The organism is Microbulbifer flavimaris, from assembly GCF_001641755.2.
In the GTDB taxonomy this organism is placed as follows: Bacteria; Pseudomonadota; Gammaproteobacteria; order Pseudomonadales; family Cellvibrionaceae; genus Microbulbifer; species Microbulbifer flavimaris.
The window spans coordinates 965674-983912 of record NZ_LRFG02000001.1; the positions used below are offsets into that span (position 1 = coordinate 965674).

16 protein-coding genes are annotated in these 18239 nt (G+C 58.7%); 7 read left to right on the plus strand and 9 right to left on the minus strand.

The genetic code is table 11. From position 1 onward, the window contains the following. Positions 1-68 precede the first annotated feature (68 nt). The 7 genes from AWR36_RS04285 to AWR36_RS04315 all read left to right on the plus strand — a co-directional run bounded on the left by AWR36_RS04285 (position 69) and on the right by AWR36_RS04315 (position 10531). Entirely contained in the window at positions 69-1562 is a 1494-nt protein-coding gene (locus AWR36_RS04285) for a sodium:solute symporter family protein (RefSeq protein ID WP_067081417.1), read from the plus strand. A gap of 139 nt (positions 1563-1701) precedes the next feature. Continuing rightward, positions 1702-3942 carry a TonB-dependent receptor gene (locus tag AWR36_RS04290; protein WP_231745239.1) on the plus strand — a complete coding sequence of 747 codons (2241 nt, stop codon included), beginning with the start codon at positions 1702-1704 and terminating at the stop codon, positions 3940-3942. Positions 3943-3999: 57 nt separating this feature from the next. Continuing rightward, complete coding sequence (locus AWR36_RS04295) at positions 4000-4875, plus strand: alpha/beta fold hydrolase (protein ID WP_067104465.1); 876 nt, start codon at positions 4000-4002, stop codon at positions 4873-4875. Beyond that, positions 4875-6128, plus strand: coding sequence for a thiolase C-terminal domain-containing protein (locus AWR36_RS04300; RefSeq protein WP_067081424.1), 1254 nt, complete (start codon positions 4875-4877; stop codon positions 6126-6128). The genes AWR36_RS04295 and AWR36_RS04300 overlap by 1 nt, the downstream gene beginning before the upstream one ends. A gap of 19 nt (positions 6129-6147) precedes the next feature. Further along, the gene (locus AWR36_RS04305) at positions 6148-7779 is read left to right on the plus strand and encodes an AMP-binding protein (RefSeq protein WP_067081427.1); all 1632 of its coding nucleotides are present in this window, start codon (positions 6148-6150) and stop codon (positions 7777-7779) included. 142 nt (positions 7780-7921) lie between these two features. After that, positions 7922-9361: an extracellular catalytic domain type 1 short-chain-length polyhydroxyalkanoate depolymerase gene (locus AWR36_RS04310; protein ID WP_067081430.1), complete on the plus strand. Its 1440-nt coding sequence runs from the start codon at positions 7922-7924 to the stop codon at positions 9359-9361. A 162-nt stretch (positions 9362-9523) separates the two neighbouring features. Next, positions 9524-10531 carry an extracellular catalytic domain type 1 short-chain-length polyhydroxyalkanoate depolymerase gene (locus AWR36_RS04315; protein WP_067081433.1) on the plus strand — a complete coding sequence of 336 codons (1008 nt, stop codon included), beginning with the start codon at positions 9524-9526 and terminating at the stop codon, positions 10529-10531. Here AWR36_RS04315 and AWR36_RS04320 read toward each other — a convergent pair. The 9 genes from AWR36_RS04320 to AWR36_RS04360 all read right to left on the minus strand — a co-directional run bounded on the left by AWR36_RS04320 (position 10525) and on the right by AWR36_RS04360 (position 18239). Continuing rightward, complete coding sequence (locus AWR36_RS04320; RefSeq protein WP_067081436.1) at positions 10525-10989, minus strand: thioesterase family protein; 465 nt, start codon at positions 10987-10989, stop codon at positions 10525-10527. The genes AWR36_RS04315 and AWR36_RS04320 overlap by 7 nt on opposite strands. Next, complete coding sequence (sthA, locus tag AWR36_RS04325) at positions 10986-12383, minus strand: Si-specific NAD(P)(+) transhydrogenase (protein ID WP_067081438.1); 1398 nt, start codon at positions 12381-12383, stop codon at positions 10986-10988. The genes AWR36_RS04320 and sthA overlap by 4 nt, the downstream gene beginning before the upstream one ends. Positions 12384-12424: 41 nt before the next feature. Next, positions 12425-12664, minus strand: a complete 240-nt coding sequence (nqrM, locus tag AWR36_RS04330; RefSeq protein WP_067081440.1) for a (Na+)-NQR maturation NqrM — start codon at positions 12662-12664, stop codon at positions 12425-12427. After that, positions 12661-13587, minus strand: a complete 927-nt coding sequence (locus AWR36_RS04335) for an FAD:protein FMN transferase (protein ID WP_231745240.1) — start codon at positions 13585-13587, stop codon at positions 12661-12663. Before AWR36_RS04335 ends, nqrM begins: the two co-directional genes overlap by 4 nt. 152 nt (positions 13588-13739) lie before the next feature. After that, positions 13740-14963, minus strand: a complete 1224-nt coding sequence (gene nqrF, locus AWR36_RS04340; protein ID WP_067081442.1) for an NADH:ubiquinone reductase (Na(+)-transporting) subunit F — start codon at positions 14961-14963, stop codon at positions 13740-13742. Between the two features lie 18 nt (positions 14964-14981). Further along, positions 14982-15590 (minus strand): NADH:ubiquinone reductase (Na(+)-transporting) subunit E, encoded by a 609-nt coding sequence (gene nqrE, locus AWR36_RS04345; protein WP_067081443.1) that lies wholly within the window; start codon positions 15588-15590, stop codon positions 14982-14984. 3 nt (positions 15591-15593) lie between these two features. Continuing rightward, positions 15594-16250 (minus strand): NADH:ubiquinone reductase (Na(+)-transporting) subunit D, encoded by a 657-nt coding sequence (locus AWR36_RS04350; RefSeq protein ID WP_067081444.1) that lies wholly within the window; start codon positions 16248-16250, stop codon positions 15594-15596. A gap of 2 nt (positions 16251-16252) precedes the next feature. Beyond that, positions 16253-17035 (minus strand): Na(+)-translocating NADH-quinone reductase subunit C, encoded by a 783-nt coding sequence (locus AWR36_RS04355; RefSeq protein ID WP_067081447.1) that lies wholly within the window; start codon positions 17033-17035, stop codon positions 16253-16255. Further along, entirely contained in the window at positions 17028-18239 is a 1212-nt protein-coding gene (locus tag AWR36_RS04360; RefSeq protein ID WP_067081449.1) for an NADH:ubiquinone reductase (Na(+)-transporting) subunit B, read from the minus strand. The genes AWR36_RS04355 and AWR36_RS04360 overlap by 8 nt, the downstream gene beginning before the upstream one ends.

The following is an 18239-nucleotide window of genomic DNA, read 5'->3' on the forward strand; positions in this document are numbered from 1 at the left end:
ATCTAATCATCGGAACGCCCCCGCAATAGCGGACTAGCAATCAACCATAACGATAAATGGGGTGTGCGATGAGTGCCGAGATTTTCAAGTATCTGTGTCTTGCCGGCTACGGTCTGGCGACACTGTGGCTGTCCTGGATCGGAATGCGCAAAACCCGGAACATCCGCGGCTTCGCCATCGGTAACCGGGATATGAACCCCTACCTGATCGGTATCACCACGGCGGCATCGGTGGCCTCGACAGCCACTTTCGTAATCAATCCTGGTTTTGTGTACGTGCACGGGCTGTCCGCCTTTATCCATTACGCGGTGGCCGGTGGCGGGGGCATCATTACCGCCCTGCTGGTATTGACCCGGCGCTTCCGCGCCCTGGGCGAAGAAGGCGGGGCCATCACCGTACCGGACTGGATCTACCGCCGCTATCAAAGCCGACCGCTCGCCCTCTTCTTCGCGCTGATCAACCTGATGTCACTGGCATTTGTGGTCCTGATCCTGGTTGGCTGTAGCCTGCTGCTGGCACAGCTGTTCCCCATTGACCAGCAAACAGCACTGGTACTGATCGCCGTCTTTGTCTTCAGCTACGTACTGATGGGGGGAACCTACGCCCACGCCTACACCAACACGCTGCAGGGCATGATGATGCTGGGCATTTCCCTGCTTATCTTCATCAGTGGCTGGCATTATTTTGATGGGGCACCTCTCCAGGCGCTCAACGCTGTGGACCAGAATTTCGCCGCCTGGGCCAACCCGGACAGCGACCTCTACTTCAGTTTCTTCTCGGTGTTCGCCAGCGGCTTCATCATCACCTTTGCCCTGATGCTGCAGCCACATATCCTCACCAAGATGCTGTACCTGAAGGGCGATGGCGATGTGGGCCGGTTCGTCGGTACCACGGCGGTGGCCATCGTCTGCTTCATGCTGATGCTGTTTGTGGGCTTTTACGCGCGCCTGAGCGGCCTCGAAGTGCCACAACAGGACGCCGTGGTGGCGAACTACATTGCGGCCGAGTTCGGCTCCAGTGAAGCCGGTCGCTACCTGCTGGCGTTTATCGGTATCACCCTGCTTGCGGCGGGCATGTCGACCCTCGACGGTATCCTTGTTGCCCTGTCCGCCATGGTGGTGCGGGATATCTACCAGCCGCTGTCCGGCGATCGCCCATTTCAGGAGGGACGCGGGCTGCTATTGTCCCGCATTGTACTGGTGGTTATTGGGGTCGTTGCTGTGTGGATGGCATACGACCCGCCGCCCCTGGTAGGCCTCTTCGCCCAGAAAGGCGTCTACGGTCTGGGGGCAGCCTCGCTGGTGCCGGTGCTGTTCGGCATTTTGTGGAAAGATGCCGCGCCGGCCTGGCAAGTGGGCAGTGCCGCGATCATCGCGCTGGCCGCCCATCTCCTGTTCACCTTCGCCGCGGGGGTCTCGAACCCCTCCATTTCCGCCGCTTACGGCATTCTCATTTCAGTGGGCTACTTCCTGGCCATCCAGCTCTGGCGACGTCTGGCGCGGGGTTCCAGACCTGAGCCGCTCGGAAATGGCGGGCAAACAAACACAAATTTCAACACCTGATGAAATAATACCTTGACAATTCAACAGTTGATGAGTTTTCCTTGATGTGGATTCAACAACTGTTGAGTTTCAGCGGCGGCAAGCCGTACTCACCGCCCTGATCGATAACGATAAAAATGCGATGAATGAGGGATCACCCGTGAGCCAAAAAAAATATCATTTACTACAACCCCTGGCTGCCGCAGTGGGCATCAGCTTCACCCTTGGTGCTATCGCCCAGGAGTCTGAGAATACCGGCGCCCTGGAAGAGGTGGTTGTTACCGCACGCAAACAGGCAGAAAACCTGCAGAAAGTGCCGGTAGCGGTCACCGCGCTGAGCGAGTCACAAATGCAGGAGCTGGGCATTACCCGCCTGGATCAGGTGGCGAAGCAGACTCCGAACGTCACGCTGGAAGCCAGCCGTGCAACAAACTCAACCCTCACCGCTTACATACGTGGTGTTGGCCAGCAGGACCCGCTGTGGGGCTTCGAGCCGGGCGTTGGTGTCTATATCGACGATATCTACTTCGCGCGCCCGCAAGCCGCACTGCTGGATGTTTACGACGTTGCTCGTATCGAGGTGCTGCGCGGTCCCCAGGGCACCCTGTACGGCAAAAACACCATTGGCGGTGCCATCAAGTACGTCACCAAGAGCGTTCGTGACAGCTCCCCGCTCTCGGTGAAAGCAACCGTCGGTAGCTACAACCAACGCGACCTCAAAGTATCGTCCTCTGCAGAAGTCGTTGAGGACAGGCTCTGGATCGGCGGTGCCGTTGCCAGCCTGAATCGTGATGGCTTCGGCGAGTACGTTGGCCCGATCAATGAAGGCGAGGAAAACTACAACAAGGATTCCCTCGCCTATCGCCTGTCCGCCGAGGCACAGCTGAGCGACAATTTCAGTGCACGTCTCGACCTCGACAAGACCAATGACGACTCCAACAACCGCGGTGGCCATCGCCTGACCGATGAATTCGTGACCGGTGCCGCCCCCCTGGATAATGTGTTCGATACCCGTTCCGCAATCGACCCGACCCAGGAAGTGGTGAACGAGGGTGCGTCACTGACCATGAGCTGGGACCTGTCCGACTCAATGGTGCTGAAGTCGATTACCGCCCAGCGTGAGGGCAGCACATTTACCAGCATTGATTTCGACAACCAGCAGCTGGGTCTCGTCGAAGCGCCGGCAACTCGCTATACCGACGAGCAGTTCAGCCAGGAGCTGCAGCTGACCTACAGCGGCGATCGTTTCAATGGTGTAGCCGGTATTTACTACTTCGACGGTGATGCCACCGGGGCGTTTGATCTCGAGGTCTTCAAGGGTCTCTTTGCCGACGCGGCGGGTAACCCGCTGATTGGCACCCGTACTATCGGTGCTGTTAACACCAAGAGCACCGCCCTGTATGCCCAGGGCACCTACGCCATCAACGATGACTGGTCCGCGACTGTTGGCGGTCGTTACACAAAGGATGAGAAGTCTACCGAGTCTTTCTTCTCGTCCTACAACGCGACAGCAGGAATTGGTGACTTCAACAACCAGATTGTCGCCTCCGACTTTACCCGCAGCCCGGAGTGGAGTGAGTTCTCCCCGCGCGTCGGCCTCGAGTACGATGTGAATGAAGACGTGATGGTCTTCGCCTCTTTTGCCGAGGGTTTCAAGAGCGGTGGGGTTGACCCACGGGCGAACCTGCTGGGTAACCCGAACTCCGGCGATCCCTTCGATCCGGAAACCGTGGGCACCATGGAGCTCGGCATGAAAAGCCAGCTGCTGGATGGACGTATGCGCCTGAACGTGACCCTGTTTAACAACGATTACGATGATCAGCAGGTCACCACCAGCATCCTGATCGATAGCGACGGGGACGGTAATGCCGAGAGCTTTGCGGGACAGGTGGTCAATGCCGGTAAGGCCAGTGCTCGGGGTCTCGAAATCGAGTCCATCGCGGCGCTGACTGACAACCTGCGCGTGAATTTCACCTACGGGTACATCGATGCCGAGATCGAGGAATTCATTACCGTGGATCCTGGCACTCTGCAGCCGGTTAATATCGCCGACCAGCGTGTGGTGTCCAACACCCCGGAGAACACCGTCAACCTGGGTATTTCCTACGATATGGAAATGTTTGGTGGCCAACTGATGTTGAACAGCAACGCCTCCTATCGCAGCGAGATCTTCCTGTTCGAGACAGAATCCCCAATTGACCAGGAAGGCTATACCGTGGTCGATGCCAACGCCGTCTGGCTCAGTCCCAGCGAACAGTGGACCTTTGGCCTGCATGGCAAAAACCTGGCTGACGAGGAATACCGGGTTGCCGGCTATAACTTCCCAACCCTCGCCAACAGTGTGATCGGCTACTACGGCGATCCCAGAATGATCATGGCATCTCTCTCCTACCAGTTCTGATCATTCACCCGCTTGCGCGGGGGTAAAACCCCGCGCGTTTTTCGAGGTATCCGTTACGTGAATAACTATCGCGACATTCGTTTTTCGAGTGAGGATGGGCTGACCCTCTACGCCCGTGATTATGTCCGCCCGGCCACCGAGAAGGCCCCCGTGATCCTTTGCCTGCACGGTCTCACGCGCAACTCGGCCGACTTTGAGCACCTCGCCCTTCGCCTGGCTGAACAGTACCGCGTGGTAGTACCTGACCAGCGCGGGCGCGGCCTGTCTGACTGGGACAAGAACGCCGATCACTACCAGCTGCCGAGTTACGTTGCAGACACCTTCGCCCTACTGGCGCATCTGGCTATAAAAGAAGTTTCCATTGTCGGCACCTCCATGGGAGGGCTGATGGCACTGCTGATGAACAGCAGCAAGCCGGAGGTCATCACTGCGGTGGTGCTGAACGATGTCGGCCCTGAAATTGATCCCGCCGGTCTGGCACGGATCCGTGGCTATGTGGGCAAGACGAAACCTGTCGAGACCTGGAGCGACGCCCGTGCGACAGTAGAAGTCCTGAACCGTATTGCCTTCCCGAACTATACCGATAAGGACTGGATGGACATGGCGCACCGCCTCTACCGGGAGGACGCAAGTGGCAAGCCTGTCCTGGCCTACGACCCTGCCCTCGCCGCCCCCGTGGAATCTGACGTCAGCGCTGCCGTGCCGCCGGACCTGTGGCCGCTGTTTGAAGGTCTTGCCGGCACACCGGTGCTGGCCCTGCGCGGGGCGAGCTCGGATATCCTATCCGCCGATTGCTTTGCCGCCATGCAAGAGAGACTGCCGGGCCTGCAGGCAGTGACGATTCCCGGTCGCGGCCATGCGCCCGACTTGAGCGAACCGGAAGCCGTACAGGCCATCGAGCAATTCCTGGATGCCTACGCGGGGAAAGACTGATGCAGCCTGATACCGTACTCATTTCCGGCGGTGGCCACACCCGCTTCGGCAACCACAGCCGGAGAGACAAGCAGACCGGTGAGCGGAAAGACACTTACCCAGTAGAGCAAATGCTCGGGGACGTGATTGGTGAGGCACTGACAGAGGCTGCTGTCGAAGCCGATGCAATCGATGCTGTCTATGTGGGCAGCTGCTCGCCCGGTGCGTTTACCAATCAGGAGCTGCTGGGGCCCCTCGCCCTGCAGCGATATCCGGCGCTGCGCTTCAAGCCCGTGCACCAATCCACCGCTGCCTGTGCCTCCTCGTCCATGGCCCTGCATGCCGCCGCCGATGCGCTCCAGTCCGGACGCATCAACGCTGCCCTGGTAGTGGGAATCGAAAAGATGACCCTGCGCAACACGCCACAGGTCACTGAAATTCTGGGGCGTTGCTCCTACTGGCCGGAGGAGTCCGCCAGTGGAGTGACCTTTCCCGGACTCTTCGCCCGTATCGGCGAGGCTTATCGACAACATCACGGTATCGGGCCGGACCGTTACCGGGAGATGCTCGCCACCGTGGCCGCCAGTAATTATTCCCGCGGCATCCACAACCCCCTGGCCCAGTTCGGGCCCGGCAGCCTGCCCGAATCTGCGGGGCTGACTTCTGCACAGTCGATCCTCGACCTGCCCGAGGAGAAAAACCCTGTGATTGCCGCACCCCTGCACTTACACGACTGCTCCCCGATCAGCGATGGCGCGGTGGCCCTGGTACTGGTGCGTGCCGACAGTGGACTGAAACACGACAGAGCCGCAGCGATTGCCGGGCGGGCAGTTTCAACCGACTACCTTCCTCTCTCCAGCCGCCCTGCCCTGTACAAGCTGGAAGGTGCCCGCGATGCGGCCACCAGGGCTTATCGGGAGGCGGGTATCTCTGTGAGCGAACTGGATCTGGTAGAAGTCCACGATTGCTTTACCAGCAACCAACTGCTCTGCCTCGAGGCCCTGGGCCTCAGTGACGAGGGCTGTGCAGGCGAGGACTACCTCTCTGGGCTGTACGGTGACGATGCACGCTGCCGGGTCAACCTATCCGGCGGACTCAAATCCAAGGGACACCCGGTGGGAGCTACCGGTGCCTCCATGCATTACTTTGCCTATCGCCAACTGACAGGAAAGGCCGTGGGTATGGCCCACGCTGACGAACCGGAATTTGCCGCGGTGCTGAATATCGGCGGAAGCGGTGTCGTCAACTGCACCACCATTCTTCAGGCTGTGTGAATAAAAAGTAGGTATAAAAATGACGGTCGACTTATCGAAAGAAATCCAGCACTGGACCACTCCGCAAGTACTGGCTCACTGGGCCGCGACAACCCCGGACAAGACCGCAGTTCAGTTTATTGATGGCCCTGGCTTTACCTACCGCGATATTCACCAGTGCTCGCGGCAGGTCGCCGCCGGGCTCCGTGCCGCTGGCATCGGGGCCGGCGCCAGGATCGCCACCCTGCTGCCCAATGCAGCGGAGTTCTGTGAGCTCTGGTGGGGCTGCCATCAGGCCGATGCGGTACTGGTTGGCCTGAACACCGAGCTGCTCGGCAGCTTTCTCAGCCACGCGCTGAACCTCAGTGAAAGCAGCGTGCTGGTATGCAGCCCCGACCAGGTATCCAAACTGTCATCGATCATCGGTGATCTGCAGTCATTGACTCGGGTTTTCGTCACCGGGGATTACCCTGAGGAACTGGAGAGCACCCTGGGTATTCCGGTCGCGAGCTTTGACACCCTGCGCGGGGACGCCGCACAGGCACCCGATTCGGCAAGCAGCTTTCAGGACCTGGCCTGCCTGATGTTCACCTCGGGCACCACCGGCCCCTCCAAGGCGGTGATGATGCCCCACGCACACTGCTACCTGTACGGCCAGGGAACCATCGACAACCTGGATTTCCACCAAGACGACACCTACTACGTCAATATGCCGCTGTTTCACTGCAACGGCCTGTTTATGCAGCTATACGCCTGCCTGATAAACGGTGCGACCGCGGTAATTCGCTCCCGCTTCAGTGCGTCACGCTGGCTGGAGGATATCCGCACATACAGTATCACCCATACCAACCTGCTGGGTGTCATGACCGAGTTCGTGGACCAGCAGCCGGTGTCCGGTGATGAGAGGGATCATTGCCTGAGAGTCATCGCCGCCGCTCCCGCCGCGCCGACATTCATCGAACGCTTTGAACGTCGCTTCGGTATCCGGATGGTAGAGATTTACGGCATGTCCGAGGTCAATATTCCCCTCTTTACTCCACTGGATGCACCCCGTCCCGGCAGCTGCGGCAAGCCCTATGGCAAATATTTTGAAGTGCGTATCGCCGATGCAGCCACTGACCTGGCCGTGCCGCATGGCGAAGTTGGAGAAATTCAGGTACGCCCCAGAATCTCAGCGGGCTTTATGAGCGGTTATTACCGGATGCCGGAGAAAACCATAGAGGCGTGGAAAAACCTCTGGTTCCATACCGGTGATGCAGGGCGAATGGATGCCGATGGTTACTTTTACTTTGTAGACCGTCTGAAAGATTGTATCCGTCGCCGCGGCGAGAACATTTCCTCTTTCGAGGTGGAGACCGCGCTACTGGATTACCCGGGAATTCGCGAATGTGCGGTGATTGCCGTCCCGGCAGATGTTGAGGGTGGCGAGGATGAAGTCATGGCTATCATCGTCTCCGATCAAGATCCGGATCCCTCAGCGATCATTGAGCACTGCCGCAAGAGCATCCCCCGGTACGCGATCCCCCGTTACCTGCGCTTCGCCAACGCTGACGAGATACCGCGCACCTCAACCAACAAGATTCGCAAAGTAGAGCTGCGCAAACAGGGAGTTACCGAAACTACCTGGGATAGCGAAAATCAACACAAACACCAGAAACTATCACCCGCATAGCGTGCAATGCCGACGATATGGCAGTTGTGGTTTTAATCGGAGGGCTGTAGTAGCGCGCCTGTGCAGTGTGTAGGCAGGCGTTATGTAAGAAGTTCAAAGTTGTATACATAACAATAATCACCCCTCAGAGGGAGAACAAGCGATGAACTTGAAACAATGGCTCGTGGCGACGCTCAGCGCGTCCGCCCTGTTTATTCTCAGCGTGCAGGCTTCTGCCGGCTCCTGGTCCACTGAACAGGTTGTCGGTGGCAAGTTACGGACCTTCGTATACACACCCACCACCGACCCGGCCCTGAACGGGAAACGCGCCCTGATGGTCAGCCTGCACGGTTGCGTGCAGAAAAATGATGACATCAAGAATGATGGCAACTGGGAGGCGGCTGCCGACCAGTACGGCATGGTGGTCGCCGTACCGCAGGCTTCCGGTGAAGGCACTTATGGCTATTCCGGATGCTGGAATTTCCATACAGGCAACAACGCCAATCGCAACTCCAGTGATCAGAAGTACCTGATCGACCTGGTGAATGCGTTGATTGCGGATAGCAGCCTGAATATCGATCCAGCCCAGGTGTACCTGACAGGCCTCTCCTCCGGAGCCGGAATCACCAACCAGATGTGGTGCCTCGCCTCGGATGTCTTTGCCGGAGTCGGAGTCAACGCAGGCCCCGCACCTGGCTCCAACGGCAATAGTCTAGATCTCAACAACCCGTCCATTTCCGTCAGCCAGGGCGAAAACAATTGTGAGAATTACGCCACCCAGGTGCCAGATGGACTGGGCACCGACTATCTGAAAACCCAGCTCTGGAATACTGTCCACGGCACCACCGACGGCTCGGTAGCACCGGCGCATGCGCACCGCAATGCGGATATTGCCGTAGCGGTTTACGATGACTACGACACCATCAGCCAGTGTGATTCCGGTGTTATTCCCGGCGCTGCCGGCGATTCAGACCTGACTGTCTGGTGTGACAGCACTGGCCCCCGAGTGTCCAAGATTATGGTCAACGGTATGGGCCACGCCTGGCCGTCCGGAGGGAATGACGGTTACTACATCGATGGCGATTACATCGACTATCCGGCATGGATCACGCAATGGTTCTTCGCCAACAATCGCCGGGTTGGTGGAGGTAACCCACCGCCACCTCCTGCCGGAGAAAACAGCCTGGTACTGGAGCTGCCGACTGAGATCACGCTTTACGAGTGCGATCCCTACGTGGAACCGGGATATACCGCCACCGATGCCGTTAACGGCGATATCACCGACCAGGTGATTGTCAGCGGTGCCGATTTCGATAGCTGCGTCGCGGGCAACTACAGTATCGACTACTCGGTAACCTTCTCCGACGCGACCACTGACTCGAAGACGCGCACCGTCACCGTCGAGGCGGCGCCGCCCGCCGGTAGTTGCACCGAGTATTACGATGACAACTACAGCCACTCCGTCAAGGGTCGAGCTTACGTGCTCTTCGGGATAACCTATGCCAAAGGCTCCGGCGATTATCTGGGTCTGTGGAACATTTATACCTATAACACCCTGGCAGAAACGTCCCCGGGATACTTTGAAAAGGGCAGCTGCCCATAAGTTCTAGATCGGTTCAGGCACCCGGTGGCCAAGGGACCGCTGCGTGCCTGAATACCGACGACGGTCAGACCAAGGGTGGAGTGCCACAGGGGCGCCGCCTCTGGTAGATTTACCCCAACCTTGTCATCTCCTCCGGTCAATCTGCCGTCAAGAGTAAAAATAATGACCAAGTTCTATACAAAAGTTATTACCCCACTCATCGCCTTGTTCGCCCTGGCATCGTCCGACGCCCTTGCCGGCTCATGGACTGAGGAGCGCGAGTATGCGGGGGAACTCGATACTTTTCTCTATGTCCCCACCACCGCCCCGCGCATCGGATCTGGCAGGGCGCTGATGATCAGCCTGCACGGCTGCGTGCAGCGCAATGACACCATTCGCGAATCCGGCAATTGGGAAGCCGTGGCTGATGAATACGGCATGGTGGTAGCGGCACCACAGGCCTCCGGCGAGGGCTCCTTCGGTTTTCTCGGCTGCTGGAACTTCCATGATGGTCCCCGGGCCACCCGTGCGGAGAGCGACCAGGCGTACCTGATCGCCCTGGTGGAAGAGCTTCTCGCTGACGAATCCCTGAATATCGACCCGGCGCAGGTTTACCTTACCGGTCTCTCCTCCGGGGGCGGCATTGCCAATCAGCTGTGGTGCATGGCTCCAGAAATCTTTGCCGGCGTGGGCGTGAGCGCTGCTCCCACACCGGGATCTAAGGGCGACAAAGCAGACCTGGGCTCCCCCTCTGTCACTGTCGAGCAGGGCAAACAGCACTGCCTGAACTATGCAGGCCAGCTTGAAGGGGAGGCGTTGTCAGGGCTACTCAGCACACAGCTGTGGAACGCGGTACATGGCTCGGAAGATGGTATCGTCGTTCCCGCCCACACCGAGCGCAGCGCCAAGATCGCACGCGCCGTTTACGGGGACTTTGCCGAGATTGATGAGTGCAACGGCCGGCCTCCGGCAAACCCCGAAAAAGCGAAAGTGGCGCAATGGTGTGACGCCAAGGGCCCGCGCATTTCAACCATGCAGGTGCAGGGCATGGGGCATGCCTGGCCGGCGGGTGACGGAGTCGAGGGTTTCTTCGTAGATGGGGAGCACGTGAACTACCCGGCGTGGATCACCGAGTGGTTTTTCGCCAACAACCGCCGCGTCCAGCGGGAAAGCGCCACTTCAACTCAGTAGAGGTAAGTGGCGGTTCCTGTCGCGATCATTTCATCGGAATCGTTGACCAGCTCCATCCTCGCCACCACCAGCTTGTTGCCGGTGCGCAGGATGGAGCCATGGCACAGGAAGTGCTCCCCCCTGCCCGGCTTCAGATAGTCCACCCGCATATCCACCGTGCCGAGCTTTGACAGCCGATCGGCTTTTTCCCTCCAGTGGATGTCACCAAGGCGTTGGTAGGCGGCAACCATCGCGGTCAGCCCACCGACGGTATCCAGCGCGGTAGCGATGACTCCGCCGTGGAGGATGTTCTTCCAGATGTTGCCAATCAACTCCGGGCGCAGCTCGAAGGAAGCCGAAATCTTGAGCTGCTCAAGATCCAGCTCCCGCATCTCGAGGCCGATCTGGCGGTTGAACGGGATCTGTTCAAAGAACCCCCGCACCAGCTCGCGAAACTCTGACGGCGAAGGTTCCGTCACAGGCGCATTACCCGGTTGAGTCCATCCAGCGCTGCGCTGCGATAGGCCTCGGCCATGGTCGGATAGTTGAAAGTGGTGTTGACGAAAAAGTCGATCACATTATTGGGTGCCGGCTGCTTCATGATCGCCTGGCCAATGTGCACGATCTCCGCCGCCTCGGCGCCGAAACAGTGGATACCCAGGATCTCGTGGGTCTCGATATGGAACAGGATCTTCAGCATTCCCACCCGTTCACCGGAAATCTGCGCACGTGCGGTGTGCTTGAACAGGGCGCGCCCCACTTCATAAGGCACTTTGGCCGCCGTCAGCTCGGACTCGGTCTGGCCCACTGACGAGATTTCCGGCAGGGTGTAAATCCCGGTCGGTGCATCCTCAATCACCCTGTGGCCGCGACCGGCGATGGCGGCGGCTACCGCCCTGCCCTGGTCATAGGAGGCACTGGCCAGACTCGGCCAGCCGATCACATCCCCCACCGCATAGATGCTGTCCACCCCGGTGCAATAGTGCTCGTCGACGGTCAGCTGGCCGCGATGGTTGGCTTCCAGGCCTACATTGTCCAGGCCCAGGGAGCCCGTATTACCGGAGCGGCCGTTACACCACAGCAGTGAATCCGCGTGGATACGCTTTCCGGACTGCATCTCCATGATTACGCCATTTTCCGTGGGCACCACTTTGGCGTATTCCTCCTGGTGGCGGACAGTCACGCCCATATCACGCAGGTGGTAAGAGAGCGCGTCGGAGATCTCATCGTCGAGGAACTCCAGCAGGCTGCCACGGGTATTGATCAGGTCGACCTTGATACCCAGTGCGGCAAACATGGAGGCGTATTCGCAACCGATCACACCGGCGCCGTAGATCATCATGGAGTGCGGGGTGTGCTGCATTTCCAGGATGGTGTCGCTGTCGTAGACCCGGGGATGATCAAAGTCGACATCACCGGGGCGGTAGGGCCGGGAACCGGTGGCCACGACAAACTTCTCCGCCGTGATCACTTCCACCGCGCCGTCCTGAAGCTGCACTTCTACGGTATTGGCATCGCGGAAACGGGCTTCGCCGATAATCAGCTCGACACGATTGCGCGCGTAGAAACTGGTATGCATCTCCACCTGGTAATTGATGACCTTATGCACCGACTTCATTACCTGCGGGAAGGACAACCGGCACGGCTCACCCAGGGCCCGGAATACCGGCTGGGTGTTATAGCGCATCAGCTGCTTGACCGAGTGACGCAGGGCCTTGGACGGGATGGTGCCCTTGTGGGTGCAGTTACCACCCACCGCCGGACGCTTCTCGATCACCGCCGCACGCATGCCCTTCTTGGCGGCGCTCATGGCCGCCGCTTCGCCGGCGGGGCCGGATCCGATCACTACGAGGTCAAATTTCTGTTCTGCCATCTACCAGCTCTGATAATTCTCAATTTTTGTCGTTAGGTCACTTACTGACGCTTGGTAGCGTCGTAGGCGAGATCGGGAGCCTCGGCGAGGCGCTCCTGGCGTTCCTGCTCCTTGCGGCACTCATCATCGTCACCACCACAGATTTCACAGTTTTCCTTCAGCCCGAGGGTATTGAGGCCACCACAGGAACCCTTGAGGGGCTTGTTCTGAAAGATGGCTCCAACTGCCATACCGGCGATGACCAGCGCTACGGCAACAAATGCAAAGATATAAACTGTCACTTTTCTGACCTCTCAAGATACGGTTGGAAGGCACTGCTGGCCAACGGCTCAAAGCCCTTGTCCGATTTAACCAGCATATAAACAGCGAGCCCCTCCCGCTCCGCCAATTGTAACCCGGCCTCGGCGCCCATCACATTGATGGCCGTGGCAAGCCCGTCCGCTTCCGCACAGCTGTCGGCAATGACGGTCACCGATGCCAGACGATGCTGCAGTGGGCGTCCATCACGCGGGTCTATGCTGTGGGCGTAGCGAACACCGTCGCGCTCGTAGTAATTGCGATAGTCACCACTGGTGGCCATGGCGCGACCACTGATTTCAACCGGTACCTGAACCACACTTCCCGCTAACACCGGCTTTTCAATGCCGATGCGCCAGTTGTGGCCCTTGGGGTTGCGGCCGAGTGTCCGCAGCTCACCACCGATTTCAACCAGATAATTTTCCACTCCCCGGCGTTCCAATACCTCGGCAACGCGGTCTACACCGTGCCCCTTGGCAATTGCGGAGAGGTCCAGCTCGACTGCCCGTTTGCGTGTCAGTCGGTCCGGGTTGCGCTCGAGGTGCAATGCATCCGAGCCCAGCAGTGCCAGCAACGCCGCAATCTCTTCATCGCTGGGGGCAGTCTCCGGCTCGGGCTGCGGCCCAAACCCCCACAGGTTAACCAGTGGGCCCACGGTGATATCAAAGGCCCCGGCACTGCGCTGGTTGATATCCAGGGACAACGCCACGATATCCGCGAGATGGCGGCTGATCGCCACCCCCTCACCCACGGGACCGCGGTTGAAGCGCATCAGCTCGGAGTTGGGGATGTACGTGGACATCTCGTTGTTCACGGCAACGAGCTCCCCGTCGATCACTTGCTGGAGCTCTTCTCTGTCAATCGAAGCGGGCGGATTGACTACGGTGATGTTGTAGCGCGTCCCCATGGTGGGTCCGCTCAGCTGCCACACCTCGTCACGGGGCGCGCATCCGACCGCGAAAAACAGTACCCCGAAAAGCAAAAACAGGGCCCTGAAGACGGGCCCTGTTTTTGTTGTTGTCGGCACTCGTTGGAATTCGAGCAGGCTAATCACTGCAATCAGCCACCGAAGTCATCAAGCATGATGTTTTCATCCTCGACACCCAGGTCCTTCAGCATGTTGATCACGGCTGCGTTCATCATGGGCGGTCCGCACATGTAGTACTCGCAGTCCTCCGGGGCCGGATGGTCCTTGAGGTAATTCTCGTACACCACGTTGTGAATGAAGCCGGTATAACCGGTCCAGTTGTCTTCCGGTTGCGGGTCAGACAGGGCAACGTGCCACTGGAAGTTGTCGAACTCTTCCTGCAGACCGTTGTAGTCGTCCTCGTAGAACATCTCCCGCAGAGAACGCGCGCCGTACCAGAAGCTGATCTTGCGACTGGAGTGCAGGCGCTTGAGCTGGTCGAAGATGTGCGAGCGCATCGGCGCCATACCGGCACCACCGCCGATAAAGACCATTTCGTTATCGGTATCCTTGGCGAAGAACTCACCGAAGGGACCGTATACACGGATGGTGTCACCGGGCTTCAGGTTGAACACGTAGGAAGACATCTGACCGGGCGGCACACCTTCGGTGCGCGGCGGCGGAGTGGCGATACGGATGTTGAACTTCACAACACCTTTCTCTTCCGGGTAGTTGGCCATGGAGTAGGCACGCACCACCGGCTCGTCCACCTTGGACTCCAGGTTGAAGAAGCCGAAATGCTCCCAGTCACCGCGGTACTCTTCTTCGATGTCAAAATCGGAGAATTTCACATGGTGGGGCGGTGCCTCCAGCTGAACGTAACCACCTGCGCGGAAGTCGACGTTTTCGCCCTCCGGCAGCTTCAGGGTCAGTTCCTTAATGAAAGTGGCCACGTTCGGGTTGGATTCCACAGTGCACTCCCACTGCTTCACACCGAACACCTCTTCGGGCACTTCGATTTCCATATCCTGCTTAACAGCCACCTGGCAGGAAAGGCGCTTGCCCTCTTTCGCCTCACGCGGGGTAAAGTGAGCCGCCTCGGTCGGCAGCATATCGCCACCACCGGCAATCACTTTACAGGTGCACTGGGCGCAGCTGCCGCCGCCACCACAGGCGGATGCCAGGAACAGGTTGTTGGCCGCCAGGGTCTGCAGCAGCTTGCCGCCGGCGGGTACGGTGAGAGTCTTCTCACCGTTAACCAGGATATTGACGTTACCGGTGTTCACCAGGCGGGAGCGGGCAACGAGAATAACCGCCACCAGCGCCAGAACGATGATGGTGAACATCGCAACGCCGAGAATAATTTCCAAATTCATGCTATTGCGCTCCTCCGCTTAGATATCGATACCGCCGAAGGACATGAAGCCGAGCGACATCAGACCTACGGTGATAAAGGTGATACCCAGGCCTTTCAGGCCGTCCGGCACATCACTGTACTTGAGTTTTTCGCGGATACCGGCCAGGGCGGCAATGGCCAGGGCCCAGCCAACGCCGGCACCGAAACCATAAGCCACACTCTCACCGAAGTTATATTCCCGCTCCACCATGAACAGGGACGCACCCAGGATGGCGCAGTTCACGGTAATCAGCGGCAGGAACACACCCAGCGCGTTGTAGAGCGCCGGTACATATTTATCCAGGAACATTTCCAGGATCTGTACCAGTGCGGCGATTACACCAATGTAAGACAGCAGGCCGAGGAAGCTCAGGTCTACATCCGGATAACCCGCCCACGCCAGCGCACCGTCCTTCAGCAGGTAGGTGTAGATCAGGTTGTTAACCGGCACGGTGAGGGTCAGTACGAAGATAACTGCCACACCCAGACCAATTGCAGCATCCACCTTCTTGGAAACCGCCAGGAAGGTACACATGCCGAGGAAGAAGGCCAGCGCCATGTTCTCGACGAACACTGCGCGGATAATCAGAGAAATATAATGTTCCACGACTTAGGCCTCCTGCGCTTTGGTGTTGTGCGCAATCTTGAACTCGTCCTCTTCCACCTGGGCAGGCTTCCAGGCACGGATCGCCCAGATAAACAGGCCGATCAGGAAGAAGGCGCTCGGCGGCAGCAGCAGCATGCCGTTGGGCTCGTACCAGCCACCGTTGTTAACGGTCTTGAGAATCTCAACACCGAACAGCTTGCCAGCACCGAACAGCTCGCGGATAAACGCCAGGCCAATCAGGATCACGCTGTAGCCGAGACCGTTACCGAGACCGTCGAAGAAGCTGGGCACAGGGCCGTTCTTCATGGCAAAGGCTTCCGCACGGCCCATCACGATACAGTTGGTGATGATCAGGCCGACGAATACTGACAGCTGCTTGGAGATGTCATAGGCCAGGGCCTTGATCACCTGGTCCACCAGGATTACCAGCGAGGCGATCACGGTCATCTGCACGATGATCCGGATGCTGTTGGGAATCTGGGTACGGATCAGTGAGACCAGCACGTTGGAGCAGCAGACCACGACGGTCAGTGCCACACACATTACCAATGTCACCTGCAGGGAGCTGGTTACCGCCAGTGCGGAACAGATACCGAGAATCTGCAACGCAATGGGGTTGTTGTTAAAAATCGGTTCCAGCAGAGTATCTTTAACTTTCATGCTTACGCCTCCCCTGCTTTAAGGTTTTTCAGGAAGGGGCCGAAGCCCTCGCTGCCGAGCCAGAACTCCACCAGGTTGTCGACACCCTTGCTGGTCAGCGTCGCACCGGACAGGCCATCCACCTGGTACTTAGCTTTCGGGCTATTGGAGTCCACGCTGCCCTTGATCACGCTGATCGCGACATCACCTTCTTCGTCGTAGGCCTCTTTACCAACCCACTGCGCTTTCCAGTTGGGGTTGTCGACCTCACCACCGAGTCCGGGCGTTTCCTTGTGCTCGTAGAAGCCAAGGCCGGCAATGGTCTCCAGATCTTCCTGCAGGGCGAGGAAGCCATACAGCTGGCCCCAGAGGCCATAACCACGCACGGGTAGGATGATCTTCTCCAGCTGGCCATCACGCTCGACCATATAGACCTCCTTCACGTTCTCGCGACGGATGATCTTGGCGATGTCCTGTTCCGGAGTCAGCTTTTCACTGGCGGAAGGGATCTTGGCCGCTGCGCGACCGGTACCGCCTGCCGGCGCCTCATCGGTGAAGGTGCCGGTGCTCAGGTCAACGTACCGGACGGAAACGTTTTCGAACGCCTCTTCCACCGCACGGCGGCCGGTGTTGTCAGGGTCCAGCAGACCGCCGGCCATGAGCACATTGCGCTTCATGTCCAGCTCGGCGTTGGATTCCTGCATCGGCTTCAGGAGTACCGCAGCCGTGGAGACGAATACGGAACACACGATACACAGTACCAGTGCAACCAGCAGTGTTCCTTTGACGGAATCTTTATTAGCCACGTGCCACCCTCCGTTTGATATGAGACTGCACCACAAAGTGGTCGAGCAGCGGTGCGAACAGGTTGGCGAACAGGATCGCCAGCATGATGCCTTCCGGGAAGGCCGGGTTCACGACGCGGATCAAGACGGTCATCACACCAATCAAGATGCCGTAGTACCAGCGGCTGGCCTGGGTCATGGCGCCGGAGACCGGCTCGGTGGTCATATAGATCAGACCGAAAGCAAAGCCGCCAACAACCAGGTGCCAGTACCAGGGCACACCGAACATCGGGTTGGTGTCAGAACCAACGAAGTTGAACAGGGTCGCTGTGGCCATCATGCCCAGCAGCGTGCCGGCAACGATGCGCCAGTTGGCGATCTTCATGAACATCAGGATGGCACCGGCGATCAGGATCACCAGGGTGGAAGGCTCACCGATGGACCCGTGCATGTTGCCCAGGAAGGCATCGAGCCAGGTCAGCTGGCCGGAGGCCGCATTGACCATACCGTTCTGCACACCTTCGCTCGCCAGGGCGGACAACGCGGTAGCGCCGGAGTAGCCGTCGACAGCAGTCCATACGGAGTCACCGGACATGTACGCCGGATAGGCGAAATACAGGAAGGCGCGACCACTCAGAGCCGGGTTCAGGAAGTTCTTGCCGGTACCACCGAACACTTCCTTACCGATCACCACACCGAAGCTGATGCCGATCGCTACCAGCCACAGGGGCAGGTCCGGCGGACAGCTCAGGGCGAACAGGATCGAGGTCACGAAGAAGCCCTCGTTCACCTCGTGTCCGCGGATGGCAGCAAACATGACTTCCCAGATACCGCCCACAATAAAGGTGACGATATAGATCGGCAGGAAGTACATGGCACCGTAGACGAAGTTGTCCCACAGGCTGGCCGGGTTGTAGCTGGTCAGCGCGCCAATGATGGCGTGACGCCAGCCGTCAAACTCGGTGGTGCCCATATCGGCAATGATCTGGTTGGACTGGAAACCGATGTTCCACATACCGTAGAACGCCGCCAGCATGGCGCAGGCCCAGACCGTGATCATGATGCGCTTCAGGTCGATGCCGTCACGCACATGTGCCGTGGTCTTGGTGCGATCAGCGGGCTGGAACAGGCCGGTATCGATCGCCTCGTAGAGCGCGTAAAACTTCTCGTACTTGCCACCCTTGTGAAAGTGCGGCTCGATGGAATCTAGATATTTGCGCAGCAT